The sequence below is a fragment of the Paenibacillus durus genome, from assembly GCF_000756615.1.
In the GTDB taxonomy this organism is placed as follows: Bacteria; Bacillota; Bacilli; order Paenibacillales; family Paenibacillaceae; genus Paenibacillus_AQ; species Paenibacillus_AQ durus.
Genome location: NZ_CP009288.1, coordinates 2,820,788 through 2,834,146, shown reverse-complemented (window position 1 = coordinate 2,834,146; position 13,359 = coordinate 2,820,788). Strand labels below are relative to the sequence as shown.

The following is a 13,359-nucleotide window of genomic DNA, read 5'->3' as shown; positions in this document are numbered from 1 at the left end:
CACGGGACAGCGGCTGAACTTTCCCGGCAGCGCGGCGCCATTCGGTCTGTCGCAATTACGAAATGCGGCGCAAATAGAGCCCTGATGAAATCACAATTAAAAAGGAGTCTACTATAACATGGCACGTTACACCGGACCTAAATTCAAACTCAGCCGTCGTCTGGGCATTTCCCTGAGCGGCACTGGTAAAGACCTGAAACGCCCTTTCCCTCCGGGACAGCATGGCGCTAACCAACGCAGAAAAGTAAGCAACTACGGTCAACAGCTTCTGGAGAAGCAAAAACTGCGTCACATGTACGGCTTGGGCGAAAAACAATTCCGCACTTTGTTCCACAAAGCGCACAGCATGCAAGGGATCGCGGGCGAGAACTTCATGTTCCTGCTTGAGAGCCGTCTGGACAACCTCGTTTACCGTCTTGGTTTTGCCAACTCCCGTGCAGGAGCGCGTCAATTGGTAGCCCACGGCCACGTAACGGTTAACGGCAAAAAGGTTGACATCGCTTCTTACCTCGTGAGCACCGGCGACGTTATCGGCCTTCGTGAGAGAAGCCGCGGCTTGTCTTCCGTTAAGGAAGCACTGACTAACCGCACTCATCTGCCAGCTTACCTGGAATTCTCCGACGCTGCAGTGGAAGGCAAGTTCATCCGTCTGCCTGAGCGCGCTGAGCTTTCCCAAGACATCGACGAGAAACAAATCGTCGAATTCTACAACCGTTAATATTGGCTGGACAAATCGTCTGGCAGAAGCCTCCGGAACTTCCGGGGGCTTCTTTATGTTCTCCGCACATAACCAAATAGTTTCACTGTTTGCTTTCTATGTTAAGATTCGATTGCTGATGATCCACATATGCCCTATGCAGGCATGTCAAAAGAGGGTGAACCGGATTATTCCCGGCCACCCTCCTTCTATTGTTCCCGCCTATGCTAATAAGGCGCGCGTCATACCTATTCCAGAGTCAGCTTGGCGAACTTGCGCTTGCCTACCTGAATGATATCCCCATCTTGGGGAACGATGTCGGCATTCGGGTCGGTTAGCTTCTGTTCGTTCAGCTTGACGGCCCCCTGCTGGATGCTGCGCTTAGCTTCCCCATTGGAAGCGGCAAAACCGATCACCGTAAGCAGCTTTATCAGCCGAATCGAGCCATCCGTTAGCTCTGCAGCTGGCAGAACCGCCGTTTCGATATCGTCCGGCAGCGCCCGCTGCTGGAATACGGTCACAAAGTGCTGCTGCGCAGCGTCCGCCGCATCGACGCCATGATACATTCTGACGAACGTATGCGCCAGCTTCATTTTGGCGTCACGCGGATGAACCGCTCCAGACTCCATTCCTTTCTCCAGCTCTTTCAGTTCCTCGTTGCCGATATCGGTCGCAAGCGAATAGTATTTCAGCATCAGCTCGTCCGGGACGGACATGGCTTTGCCGTAAATTTCATTCGGCTCTTCGTCAATGCCGATGTAATTGCCAAGACTCTTACTCATCTTTTGCACGCCGTCAAGGCCTTCAAGCAGCGGAGTCATAATGGCAGCCTGGGTATCGACGCCGTATTCTTTTTGCAGCGTCCGTCCCATCAGCAGATTGAATTTCTGGTCCGTTCCGCCGAGCTCCACGTCGCTTTTCAGAGCCACGGAATCCATGCCCTGCATCAGCGGATAGAAGAACTCGTGAATGCTGATCGGCTGTCCGCTCTGGTACCGCTTGGTGAAATCATCACGCTCCAGCATGCGCGCAACGGTCACTTTGGCGGACAATCCCACAACATCCGCAAATGTCATCGGCCCGAGCCATTCCGAATTGTAGTATACTTTTGTCTTCTCGGGATCAAGAATTTTATGAAGCTGCTTCTTGTACGTTTCCGCGTTCCGCTTCACATCCTCCTCGGTCAGCTGCTTGCGCGTTTCCGATTTGCCCGTCGGGTCGCCGATCCGCCCCGTGAAATCCCCGATAATCAGCTGCACCTGATGGCCCAGCTCCTGAAATTGGCGCAGCTTATGCATAACGACCGTGTGGCCCACATGGATATCCGGCGCGGACGGGTCCAGACCCAGCTTGACATTGAGCGGCACGCCTGTGACGACCGATTTCATGATTTTCCGCTTCAGTTCCTCTTCCGGCACGATTTCCACGACGCCGCGCGCGATAATCTCCAGCTGGCGCAGGACCTCAAGCTGCTGCTCCGGCGATAATTCTTCCCACTTCATAATAACAACCCCTTTTGATGTTGATACTTCCTGCATAGACGCAAAAAAGCCTCCTCCTCATCCCAAGGGACGAGAAAGAGACTCGCGGTACCACCCTAGTTAAAGCTCCTTGCCGCCATTCTGAAACAGGACGATTCAGAGCCTTCGCTTCATTCAAATAACGGGCGCTTATCGTACCCGGTGCCGGACTACTTGGACAAGGCTTGACGCTTGTATCCGTTCCCCCGGACGGCTCCAGACTGTAATTCAAAAGGTCCCGCCATCGGTTCGCACCATCCACCGACTCTCTGAGTACCAAGGATTCCCTTTTACTGATGTCCTTCTCCGCCTTTAGAAATATCCAATTGAATTTATTTATATCACATGATCTTTTGAAAAGTCAATGTCCGCTAAACCGCAGTCTTCCTACAAGCGCATTCAAAATCGCCAAATTGTGCTATAATATATTCCGTTAAAAGGAGGATGTCGATGGCTCAGGAAAATATGAAGAAAACAGCGACGGACATTCGCCCGCGAAGGTCCTGGCTGCGCAGGGTCGGTTCCGTCGTGAAATGGATGTTCATCCTCGGCGTAATGGGCGTCCTGTTCGCCGGCGGCGCTCTAGGAGGACTTGTCGCTTCCATAGTAAAAGATGACCCTGTCCGCTCCGAGCAGACGATTCAGGAGAGAATCGGCGAGAACGTCGTGACAGGATTCGCCTATTTCCGCGACGGCATGCCGATCGGCCAGCTTCGGACGGAGGAAGACCGCAGGCTGGTCGCCTTTAAGGATATTCCCCAAGTCATTATTGACGCCGTTCTCGCTATCGAGGATAACCGGTTTTACGAGCATCATGGCGTGGATATCAGCGGCACAATGCGCGCCGTCAAGCAAAAACTGCTGAACGAGTCCGTACAGACCGGCGGCAGCACCCTTACCCAGCAGCTTGCCAGACGCGTATTCTTAAACCTGGATAAGACGGAAGACCGCAAGGTGAAGGAAATTCTGCTGTCGCTGCGGCTGGAGCGCTTTTTGAGCAAAGATGAAATATTAACGGCTTATCTGAACAAGGTTCCCTTCGGCAACGGAGCGAACGGCTATAACGTCTACGGTATCAAAGCCGCGGCCAAGGGTTTATTCGGCATCGACGACCTGGATAAGCTGAATATGGCCCAGGCTGCCTATTTGGCCGGCCTCCCCCAGCTTCCTTCCGCCTATTCTGCATTCAACGGATATGGGGAATTCAATGAGACTGCTTTTAACCGCGCGCTCGACCGCCAGCACCTTGTCCTGCGGCGCATGCTGGAGGAGAAGAAAATTACGCCTACCCAGTATCAGGAAGGGCTGGCCTTTGACATCAAGAAATCTCTGGCTCCGCATACCAAGAAAGCGTACGTTACTTTTCCTTATCTCATGATGGAAACGGAGCGCCAGGCTGCGGGAATCCTGCTTTCGCTGGCTAACAACAATAACCAGGACAGCTCCAAGGGTGTTTCACAGCTGGAAGAGGCTCGCCAGCAGCTGCTGACAGGCGGATACCGGGTGTATACAACAATCGATAAAAAAGTATACAGCGCGATGCACAGCATCTCCGAGGACAGCGGCAATTTTACTAAGGAAAGCAAGGCCAAAGGTCTCGAACAGACCGCCGGAATGATGATCCACAACAAGACCGGCGCAATTCTGGGAATGATCGAAGGACGCGACTTCAATGTCGAAAGTATGAATTACGCCACCCAGATGGTCCGTCAGCCGGGATCAACCATGAAACCGATCGCCGCTTATCTGCCCGCTCTTGAGGAAGGTGTGATTCAGCCTGCAAGCATTCTGGACGACGCGCCGATTATTCTGAAGGACGGTACGAAGGGCTTTCACATTCCCAAGAATGCCAATAACCGTTATCAGGGTCTCGTGACGGCAAGATATGCGCTCAACAACTCCTTGAACTTACCGGCACTTAAGCTGTTCGACGAAAAGGTTGGGATCAAGAACGCCTGGGCTTTTGCAAAAAAGCTGGGAATCACGACCATACAAGACGAAGACTACAGCGCACAGACTGGGGTTCTCGGGGGCTTAAAATACGGCGTGTCCGTCGAGGATTTAACCAATGCCTATTCCGCAATTGGCAACAAGGGCGAATTTAACGATGCATTTATGATCGAGAAAATCGTCGATTCAAAGGGAAAAATCATCTACCAGCATAAGGTTAACCCGGAGCGTGTATTCTCCGAGCAGACCGCATATTTAATGACGGATATGCTGCACACGGTTATTACCGACGGTACGGGAAGCACCGTTAAGCGCAATTACAAGCATTTCAGAGATATTCCGGTCGTCGGCAAGACGGGGTCCACCCAGAATTATGCGGACGTATGGTTCATGGGCTACACTCCTGACATAACACTGGGCATGTGGGTCGGCTACAAGGAGCAGATCAATACGCTGGAGGGCAAGACGCAGCGGAAGCAGGCACAGGCGCTGTGGGCCAAGGTCATGAACGCGGTCATCGAGAAAAAACCGGACCTGTTCCCTACGAAGAAATTCGCTCAGCCGGACGGCATCGTCAAAGAGACCGTATCGGCATACAGCGGCAAGCTTCCGACCTCGCTCACGGATAAATTTACGACTGATATTTTCAACAAAAAATTTGTGCCGAAGGACAGAGACGACGGGATTTCGCTTGCCAAATACATTACATACGGCGGAGTGAATTATATCCCGCGTGACGGGACGCCGGATGACTTTCTGAAGGAGAAGATCGTAGTTTCCAGAGAGAAGCCGATCGAGGAACTGGTCAAGGAATTGAAGGCGGCCTTCGCTTCAATGAGGGAGCATGAACCGCTGGGGTACTATCTGCCAGCAGATGCGAAGACGGAAGTTCCGACGGAGATCGACCCTCGCGAGGACGACGGCCGTGCTCCAACGGCGCCGGGGAATGCCGAGCTTTATTATAACAGTGGTAAGGCCGTCATCCGCTTTACGCAGAGCGGCTCGCCCGATGTCGTAGGTTACCGGCTATACCGTTCCGTAAACGGAGGCCCATTCCAAAAAGTGGATGTGCTTCTCGCTGGGGATGGCACATCGTTCAGGACAGATACCCCGGCAAACGACTATGCTGTCTTTTATGTCGCAGCGGTTGATGTGGCCGGAAATGAAACGGCTTCGGGCAGTGTCGGCGGGGGCGCGCCGACGCCGGAGCCGTCGCCAAGTCCGGAAGACGGCCTGTTACCGGGCATTGAGGCTACACCTGGAGAGGACATTGTGCCGGGTCCAGGCGCGACTCCCGGTACGTCCGACGAGCCTGGGATCACCGTTGATCCCGGGGCGACAGTTGATCCCGGGACAGCCGTTGATCCCGGGACGGTCCTGGATCAGCCCAATGGAAACGATGGTCAGGACAAGGCGCAAGACAGCGGTAACAAGCTGAATGCCAGAGGGAAGCGCGGCGCTCGCTAGGTCCAATGGCATTTAGGCTCTGCAGCAGTCGATAGAACGAATTAGACGGTTGACATCCGCCCGGGGACGGGCAGGGCGGTCAACCGTCTTTATATGCCTTTTTATGCCTAATCCTCTATCGTGGACAGATCTCCGGCTGGCTGGTGAAGCTCCCAGGCTTTGAGCACGCGGCGCATGATTTTGCCGGACCGGGTCTTTGGGAGCTTATCCTTGAATTCAATTTCCCTAGGCGCGGCGTGCGCGGAAAGCCCCGATTTTACAAACGCCGCAATTTCGTCCTTGAGCGCGTCAGAAGGCAAATAACCTTCGCGCAGCGATATAAAGGCCTTGACGATCTCTCCGCGCACAGCGTCAGGTATACCGATAACCCCAGCCTCCGCAACCGCAGGATGTTCGATCAGCTTGCTCTCCACCTCAAAAGGTCCGATCATCTCACCCGAGGAGTTAATACAATCGTCAACACGTCCCAAAAACCAGAAATATCCTTCATCATCCATATAAGCGGAATCTCCGGAGATATACCAGCCTGGAATGCGAAAATACTCCTCGTACTTGGAGGGATTGTTCCAGATCCGGTCCATCATGGACGGCCATGGCGTTTTGATCGCCAGATTACCCATGGAATAAGGAGGCAATTCATTGCCCTGATCATCCAGAATTGCGGCGGTGATACCTGGCAGCGGCTGTCCCATAGACCCCAGCTTGATGTCCATCCCCGGATAGTTGCAGATAAGCTGGCCGCCCGTCTCCGTCATCCACCAGGTGTCATGAATACGCTGGCCAAGCACGTTGTCTCCCCAGCGGATAACTTCCGGGTTGAGCGGCTCTCCAACTGAGAGGACATGGCGCAAGCTGCTTAAATCAAAGCCTTTCAGACTCTCGTTCCCTGCCCCCATCAGCATGCGGAACGCCGTCGGAGCACTGTACCATACCGTTACCCGGTTGCGTTCAATCGTACTGTACCAATCGCGGGGACTGAAGCGTCCGCCGCGGACGACATTCGTGACGCCGTTAAGCCAAGGGGCAAAAATCCCATACGAGGTGCCCGTAACCCATCCCGGGTCGGCTGTACACCAGTATATATCATCATCCCGCAGATCCAGCACTACTCTTCCGGTATAATAGTGCTGGACCATCGCGCGCTGCACATGGTATACGCCTTTGGGCTTCCCGGTCGAACCGGATGTATAATGCATAATCAGTCCATCCTCAAGGCCCAGCCACTCCGGTTCAAGCTCCACTGATGCGGAAGCGCTTTCTAAATCATAGCTGATCAGTCCTCTATCAGGGTCCGAATCCCCGCCTACCAAAAAAATATAACGCAGTTCGGGAAGCTCCTCCCGCTTCACCCTATGCAGCAGCTCAGGCGTAGTGACCAGTGCAACAGCCCCGCTGTCCTCAAGCCGGTCCTTGACCGCCGTTTCCATAAACGCTTCGAACAGCGGGCCTGCGACGGCTCCTATCTTCAAGATGCCCAGCAGACTAAAATACAGGGCGGGCTGCCTTGGCATGAACAGGAATACCCGATCCCCCTTGCCAATCCCGTATTTACGGAGCACATTGCCAAAGCGGTTCGACTTTTCCTTTAAATCGGCAAAAGAGTATGACTCTTCACGTACCGAATCACTATATAGCAGCGCCGTCTTTCCACCCCGTCCCTCATTAACATGCCGGTCAACGGCCTCATAAGCCATATTGACTTTACCCGTTTCGTACCATGTGAACTGGCGTTCCACATCCTCCCACTTGAAATAGGCGACAGCCTGGCCATAATCGGCTAAATTGGAATTGTTCGCACGGCGGGGTAAAATTTGATCGTGAACCTTTCCCATTGTCCTTGCCTCCTCTCGCTTAACTGACGTAAGCTTAAATTGCAATAACACGCGGATCACTCAAATTTCTCTTGTTGAAATCGCACATTCTTGATATCTCAGCTTCATGCATATGAAGTCAAGCTATCAAATGTGAACTTTTTATGTCAAAATAAAGTATATCACAGCAAGCGCTTACAATCCATCCCGAATTAATGGAAAGGCAGCTGTCTGGATACCCGGGCGTACCGTCATATGATTGCGGTGATGAAGAAGTATCGATAGGATGGGTACGGCCCAGGCTGCGATTCATGTGTTAAAGCAATTCGTTTAGAATGACGCTCAGAATTTGATGAGACTGCCGCGATGCGATTTCCGTAAACTCCGCATAGCTGACATTCGCCGAGCCGTCTGCCTTATCGGACATAGAGCGGATGACAACGAACGGAATACCGTTCATCTGACACACCTGGGCCAGCGCCGCCCCCTCCATTTCCGCACAGGCTCCTCCGAGCTGCTCCCGCAGCATAACGACCGATTCATGGCTGGCAATAAACTGGTCGCCCGAGAGAATTCTCCCCGTTACATAGCGGACCCCCATATCCCGGCATGCCTTTTCTGCAAACCGCACAAGCTCCGGATCAGCCGGGAACACCGACGTCTCCTGATACGGAATAATGCCCCGGTCGTAGCCTAGCGCCGTAACATCCATATCATGCTGCATACATTCCGAAGATATGACGATATCCCCAACTTCCAGCTCCGGATGCAGCGCTCCGGCCACTCCCGTGAACAGTATTTTTTGCGCACCGAACGCATCGATCATAATTTGTGTAGTGACGGCGGCGTTCACCTTTCCCACACCCGATTTACAGACGACGATGGAGTTCCCGCCGATTGAACCTTTATAATATGTAATTCCTGCTTTGACAACCGCCTCACTGTGCTCCATTTGCTCCAGCAGCAGTTTAATTTCCTCATCCATAGCTCCAATAATGCCACTTACAGCTTCCATTAGGCTGGCCTCCTGTTAAAAAATTATATATAAAAACATAAAAAGCCCCATGACGGAGCTTTATACGCCGACTCATATTCTTCTACACCGGGTTACACAGCCGCCCGGCAGCCCTAATGGGTGATGTCGAAAAATTATTCGTTCAAATGGTTAACGGACAGACGAAGAATGGTCTCATGCGGCAAAATGACGCGCGGATTCTCTACGGTCTCTTTCTTCATCAGCTTGGTCAAAAGTCTCATGGCCACAGCGCCAAGGTCGTACATTGGCTGTGCAACCGTCGTAAGCAGCGGACGGACCATGGATGCCATACGAATGTTATCCACACTGATAACCGAGAAATCATCCGGCACTTTCAGACCTTCGTCCTGAATGCTGTGGATGGCGCCAATGGCCATTTCATCCGTTGCGGCAAAAACTGCCGTAGGCTTCTTCTTAAGGCCCAGGAAGTATTTCATGGCCTCAACGCCGGACTCATATCGGTAATTTCCGATACGCACAAGATCTTCCTGGTAATCAATTCCTGCCGTTTCGAGCGCTTTCTTATATCCATGGAATCGTGCATAGCCGTTGGCCGGGTCCTGCAGCGTGCCGCTGATCATCGCAATTTCGCGGTGGCCGTGACGGATCAGAGTATTAACCGCGTCGAATGCGGCAGCCTCATGGTCGATATCGACGGAAGGATACGCACCCTTCTCATCACTCGTCGCACACAGCACAATCGGAACGGAGGACGTCTGGAAGGCCAAAATATGCTCATCCGTCACCGTGCCGCCCATGAAGAGGAGCCCGTCCACCTGCTTCTCCAGCAAAGTGTTGATGACGCGGATTTCCTTCTCCTTACGCTTGTCGGCGTTACACAAAATAATATTATAGTGATACATGTTGGCAATATCTTCGATTCCGCGGGCGATTTCCGCAAAAATGGAATTGGAAATGTCAGGAATGACAACGCCAACGGTCGTCGTTTTCTTACTGGCAAGACCTCTAGCCACGGCGTTGGGACGATAGCCTAAACGCTCAATAGCTTCATAAACTTTCTTACGGGTTTGCGGTTTCACATTTGGATTGTTATTCACAACCCGTGATACCGTTGCCATAGATACGCCTGCTTCACGCGCTACATCGTAAATGGTTACCGTCAAATTACTCTCTCCATTGCGATAAATTTTATCGTTCGACCTAGTCAAAATCATGATACGATAATTTGTACTTTTGTGCAATGATAACGCTTCAATTTCCTTTCAAAGATCGTTTCAATATCGAAGCGGTGATACGAAAATAGGTCTAATTCCACACTGCTTTCCCATTATAGGCAAGAATCGCTTGGGGCGGCTGGTGCCGAATGCTCAACTTCTCCGCGGCTTCGCCTGATACGCTTCGGGACAGAATAGCATCGATCAATGCGTAAGGAGACGAAGCTGCCTGGACTTTTCCGCATATAAGACAGGGCTTGTTCGTAAGATTACGGCCTGCTTTCTCAGGAATGTAACCTCTTTCTTATGGTAACAAAAATCGACGGAAAAATCCAATGTTTCTGAAATATTTTCATTGTTTTTGCAGAAAAAATCACGACACTTTAGAGGCCGTATGGCAAATGAGCATGAGCAGCCTGCTCTCGATCTCCCCCATCCATTCCGGATCGGCCGCCTTCGACGCAATTCGGAACAGATCCAGCAGCAGATCAATCCGGTCGCTCATAGCCTCCTGAACAATCTGCTCCAGATCACAATCCTCGCCTTTAAACGTGATAAAAGCATCATTCAGAACGGAAGCCCACTCGTTGCGTTCGGCAAAAGAGAAGCTGTATCTTTGGGGTTGGCTGCCCAGCTCCTGAATGACCAGGCTCAGATCCCGCTTAACGGCCGGATGCGGCTCATAATGGAAACAGGAACGGCACATAAATACGGGGACACTCGCGATTTTCACTTTAGCTTTATAAATCAGCGTATGCATATGTATTGTCATCTCGCCGCCGCAGCGGCAGGTTTGAGTAAGCCGGCTTTCATTGCACATAGTTGCACCTCAAAAAAAGATTTGAAATAAATTTTTATATTGAATTTATATTCGCTTTCCCCGGAAAAAACCCTTCTCGTTTGCATAAAATGATTAATTTACCATATATGATAATTTATTCATGATGACAGATGACTTCAAATTTCATATTTGCTACAATAAACGGGACTACGTTCTTCGAAGGGAGCTGCAGCCAATTGAGACTGGCCGGAAAAAAAGTTATCGCGCTCGTAGACGATGAATTTGAAGATTTGGAGCTCTGGTATCCGATATACCGGGTCAGGGAGGAAGGCGCAGAGGTGCATCTCACCGGGCTTGAAAAAGGCAAAACATATATCGGCAAGTATGGTGTACCGGCAACCGCCGAATACTCCTGGGATGAACTGGACGCAGCCGATTACGATGGCATCTTGGTTCCGGGCGGTTGGGCGCCGGATAAGATCCGCCGTTATTCCGCTGTGCTGCAGCTTATCCGTGATTTTAACGAAGCCGGGAAACCGATCGGACAAATCTGTCATGCCGGATGGGTGCTGATTTCCGCAAAAATTCTGGAAGGCGTTACGGTAACCTCGACTCCCGGTATCCGGGACGATATGGAGAACGCCGGAGCAATCTGGAAGGACGAGCCTGTCGTTGTCGACGGCCATATCGTCTCCGCCCGCCGTCCTCCCGATCTCCCGCCATACGGCAAAGCGTTCTGCGATGCACTTGCCGGGGAATAAAATTAAAGAAAGCCGCCTGTAGCCCCCGCTTGTAAAGCGGGTGGGAGGCGGCTTTTTGACATAATTATTAACGGATTCGGACGGATTGCTCCTCAAGTATAGGGTTCGGGTAGCTGATAATCGTAAAGGTTAGCGGCTGCGGAAGCTTTGCAGACCCCAGATTGAAAATACCAGTATCTGTCCATCCCTCCGAATTGCCGCCCGATTCCCAAAAAGTTCCCTCGTTCCGGTAAATCGAATGCTTCACTCCCTCGCCGTCCGTAAAGCTGTCGTCCAGATCAAATGACACGCGAGTCATTTCGTCGTTCGGAGTAGGCTTGGTACTTAATTGGAGTACAAGCTGACCGGACTTTGCTTTCCCCTCAACGCCCGAACTGCTTTCGGTAAACCTGATATCGGTGCTTCGGTCGGGAAGCGTTAATCGGTCGTCAGGCGCCTGGATTATTTTTCGGGCCTCCGTATCAACGACAAGCTTCAGATCGGATTTGTCTAAAGCCTGGATTCCCTTGATCGTAAGCTTCAGCGGCCCTTTGGCATCCATATTATTGTTGTGGAAAACCATCGTCTGCAGCGGAGTATTCACACTCCGCGTCATGTAGGAAGTCAGAGCCGTTTCCTTTTCTCCCTTTCCGGACATAATCGTCGGCTTAATCACACTGAATATTCGTTTGGTATTCTGATCGTCATATACGGCATTCAAGTAAATTCCTGTCGGTCCGATATAGGCTTTTTCGATATGAATCCGCTGACCGCCGACCGTCATTGTTTTGCGGATATCGATCTCACGGCCGAACTTTTCAATCTCCGCGGTATCCACCGTAAAACCGGTCGTCAGCGAGGTTCTGAATTTGTTCGAGCTGGAAAGTTGAGCCTCAGGAGTATCCGGTATTACGATAGCTTCAGCCGTCAGCCGTTCAGGCAGCTTCTGGCCTTCTTCCAAAGTGAGCTGGGCGTAATTATGGGTAATTCCCGGGCTTCCGTCGCCGCCGGTCCAATAGGAAGTGGAAGAAAAGTTCGACGGGCCTTTCAACGAAAGACCGGTGACCATCGCCTTTTGCACGCTCCGGTTCTCAAACGTATACAGCAGCAGCATGCCCCGCCGGTCGGCGATCATGCCGTCCAGGGTAATTTTGTAGCCGTTTTTCTCCTGCGTTGAAATGTGGAGAGGAGTAACCAGTCCGGCGTCCAGCGCCGTTTTTATAGTAACATTGTTCCTTGCAAGTGAACGGTACGCTTCAAACTCCCCCCAATTCTTAGGCGGAACCGCGGTAATCCGTTGACCGCCGGGTCCCCCCAGCCACGAGATAATGAACAACAGGGCGACGGTCAGAATAACAGCGGTTGTGAAAGCATAACGTCTACGGACGTTCTTACCTCTGCGGCTCCCTTCGCCGATACCGGCATGAATCGCAGCGTCCAGCTTCTGCTCAGATACCGGCGGCAACTGCCGGTCCACAGCTTGAAAATAGTCCCGGGCCAGCTCCTCTTCACGTTCAAACATAGCGGTCATCTCCCTTCCCTTTCATTTTGTCCCGGAGCTGCTTCAGGCCTTTGTTCAGCCACGTCTTTACGGTTCCTTCCGGTCTGTCCAGCACCGCCGCGATTTCAGACAGCGTCATATCCCGGTAATATTTCAGGACAAGCACCTGCCGGTACTTCGGCTTCACGGCATCCAGCGCCCGCTCCATATCCAGCTTGCGGTCACTCGCCATTTCTATGACACTGGACTCGCCCCCTTGGATTTCTGAGGGAATCACCCGCTTTCTGCGCTTCAGTTCATCGTTGCAGCAGTTGATTAGAATTCGGATAAGCCATGGGGAGAACCGCCCCTCATCCTTCAGACTTCTGCGTTTGATCCAAGCCCGGCAGGTCGCCTCCTGTACCATTTCAAGCGCATCCGCCTCGCTGCGGAGATAGCTGTGGGCGATCCCATATAACGTTTTTTTGTGCTCTGCCACAAGCCCGAAGAAGCTCTCTTCATCCGACAGGATAACGGACTCTTCTCTGATCAGGCTCTCCATGTCCATCCCCTCCCCCTTTTTATGTATGCACCGGCATCTCTTATCTCTATATGATTAAGACTGCGCAGCGGCACAAACGGTTTTGCTTTTTTTGAAAAAAACTTGAGAATCTGGGTTCAGCCCCCAATGCATCCGAAAGA

At 51.9% G+C, this 13,359-nt stretch carries 11 protein-coding genes and 1 other annotated feature; of the genes, 3 read left to right on the top strand and 8 right to left on the bottom strand.

Annotated features, from left to right (window positions below):
* The first annotated feature begins 118 nt into the window (after positions 1 to 118).
* A complete protein-coding gene (gene rpsD, locus PDUR_RS12075; RefSeq protein WP_042206487.1) occupies positions 119 to 718 on the top strand; it encodes a 30S ribosomal protein S4 in 600 nt (199 codons plus the stop codon).
* A gap of 227 nt (positions 719 to 945) precedes the next feature.
* Here rpsD and tyrS read toward each other — a convergent pair whose 3' ends face one another.
* A complete protein-coding gene (gene tyrS, locus PDUR_RS12070) occupies positions 946 to 2,199 on the bottom strand; it encodes a tyrosine--tRNA ligase (protein WP_042209306.1) in 1,254 nt (417 codons plus the stop codon).
* 62 nt (positions 2,200 to 2,261) lie between these two features.
* Positions 2,262 to 2,533: a binding site (T-box leader), on the bottom strand.
* A gap of 134 nt (positions 2,534 to 2,667) precedes the next feature.
* Here tyrS and PDUR_RS12065 point away from each other — a divergent pair.
* Positions 2,668 to 5,634 (top strand): transglycosylase domain-containing protein, encoded by a 2,967-nt coding sequence (locus tag PDUR_RS12065; protein WP_081949495.1) that lies wholly within the window; start codon positions 2,668 to 2,670, stop codon positions 5,632 to 5,634.
* Positions 5,635 to 5,741: 107 nt separating this feature from the next.
* Here the strand turns inward: PDUR_RS12065 and acsA are convergent, their stop codons facing one another.
* The 5 genes from acsA to PDUR_RS12045 all read right to left on the bottom strand — a co-directional run bounded on the left by acsA (position 5,742) and on the right by PDUR_RS12045 (position 10,476).
* Positions 5,742 to 7,466, bottom strand: a complete 1,725-nt coding sequence (acsA, locus tag PDUR_RS12060; RefSeq protein WP_042206486.1) for an acetate--CoA ligase — start codon at positions 7,464 to 7,466, stop codon at positions 5,742 to 5,744.
* A gap of 295 nt (positions 7,467 to 7,761) precedes the next feature.
* Positions 7,762 to 8,460, bottom strand: coding sequence for a 5'-methylthioadenosine/adenosylhomocysteine nucleosidase (locus tag PDUR_RS12055; RefSeq protein WP_042206485.1), 699 nt, complete (start codon positions 8,458 to 8,460; stop codon positions 7,762 to 7,764).
* 134 nt (positions 8,461 to 8,594) lie between these two features.
* Positions 8,595 to 9,605 (bottom strand): catabolite control protein A, encoded by a 1,011-nt coding sequence (ccpA, locus tag PDUR_RS12050; protein WP_042206484.1) that lies wholly within the window; start codon positions 9,603 to 9,605, stop codon positions 8,595 to 8,597.
* 142 nt (positions 9,606 to 9,747) lie between these two features.
* Positions 9,748 to 9,864: a monothiol bacilliredoxin BrxC family protein gene (locus PDUR_RS30340; protein ID WP_169744909.1), complete on the bottom strand. Its 117-nt coding sequence runs from the start codon at positions 9,862 to 9,864 to the stop codon at positions 9,748 to 9,750.
* A 165-nt stretch (positions 9,865 to 10,029) separates the two neighbouring features.
* Positions 10,030 to 10,476 carry a hypothetical protein gene (locus PDUR_RS12045; RefSeq protein ID WP_042206483.1) on the bottom strand — a complete coding sequence of 149 codons (447 nt, stop codon included), beginning with the start codon at positions 10,474 to 10,476 and terminating at the stop codon, positions 10,030 to 10,032.
* A gap of 197 nt (positions 10,477 to 10,673) precedes the next feature.
* On the opposite strand from PDUR_RS12045, the gene PDUR_RS12040 reads away from it, so the two are divergent.
* Positions 10,674 to 11,198: a type 1 glutamine amidotransferase domain-containing protein gene (locus tag PDUR_RS12040; RefSeq protein WP_042206482.1), complete on the top strand. Its 525-nt coding sequence runs from the start codon at positions 10,674 to 10,676 to the stop codon at positions 11,196 to 11,198.
* Between the two features lie 67 nt (positions 11,199 to 11,265).
* Here PDUR_RS12040 and PDUR_RS12035 read toward each other — a convergent pair whose 3' ends face one another.
* Both PDUR_RS12035 and PDUR_RS12030 read right to left on the bottom strand, forming a co-directional pair.
* A complete protein-coding gene (locus PDUR_RS12035) occupies positions 11,266 to 12,699 on the bottom strand; it encodes a DUF4179 domain-containing protein (RefSeq protein WP_042206481.1) in 1,434 nt (477 codons plus the stop codon).
* Complete coding sequence (locus PDUR_RS12030; protein ID WP_042206480.1) at positions 12,692 to 13,219, bottom strand: sigma-70 family RNA polymerase sigma factor; 528 nt, start codon at positions 13,217 to 13,219, stop codon at positions 12,692 to 12,694. The genes PDUR_RS12035 and PDUR_RS12030 overlap by 8 nt, the downstream gene beginning before the upstream one ends.
* Positions 13,220 to 13,359: the final 140 nt, after the last annotated feature.

Coding starts and splice junctions, on each gene's coding strand:
- rpsD (WP_042206487.1), top strand. CDS start 119: ATGGCACGTTACACCGGACCTAAATTCAAACTCAGCCGTCGTCTGGGC.
- tyrS (WP_042209306.1), bottom strand. CDS start 2,199: ATGAAGTGGGAAGAATTATCGCCGGAGCAGCAGCTTGAGGTCCTGCGC.
- PDUR_RS12065 (WP_081949495.1), top strand. CDS start 2,668: ATGGCTCAGGAAAATATGAAGAAAACAGCGACGGACATTCGCCCGCGA.
- acsA (WP_042206486.1), bottom strand. CDS start 7,466: ATGGGAAAGGTTCACGATCAAATTTTACCCCGCCGTGCGAACAATTCC.
- PDUR_RS12055 (WP_042206485.1), bottom strand. CDS start 8,460: ATGGAAGCTGTAAGTGGCATTATTGGAGCTATGGATGAGGAAATTAAA.
- PDUR_RS12045 (WP_042206483.1), bottom strand. CDS start 10,476: ATGTGCAATGAAAGCCGGCTTACTCAAACCTGCCGCTGCGGCGGCGAG.
- PDUR_RS12035 (WP_042206481.1), bottom strand. CDS start 12,699: ATGTTTGAACGTGAAGAGGAGCTGGCCCGGGACTATTTTCAAGCTGTG.
- PDUR_RS12030 (WP_042206480.1), bottom strand. CDS start 13,219: ATGGAGAGCCTGATCAGAGAAGAGTCCGTTATCCTGTCGGATGAAGAG.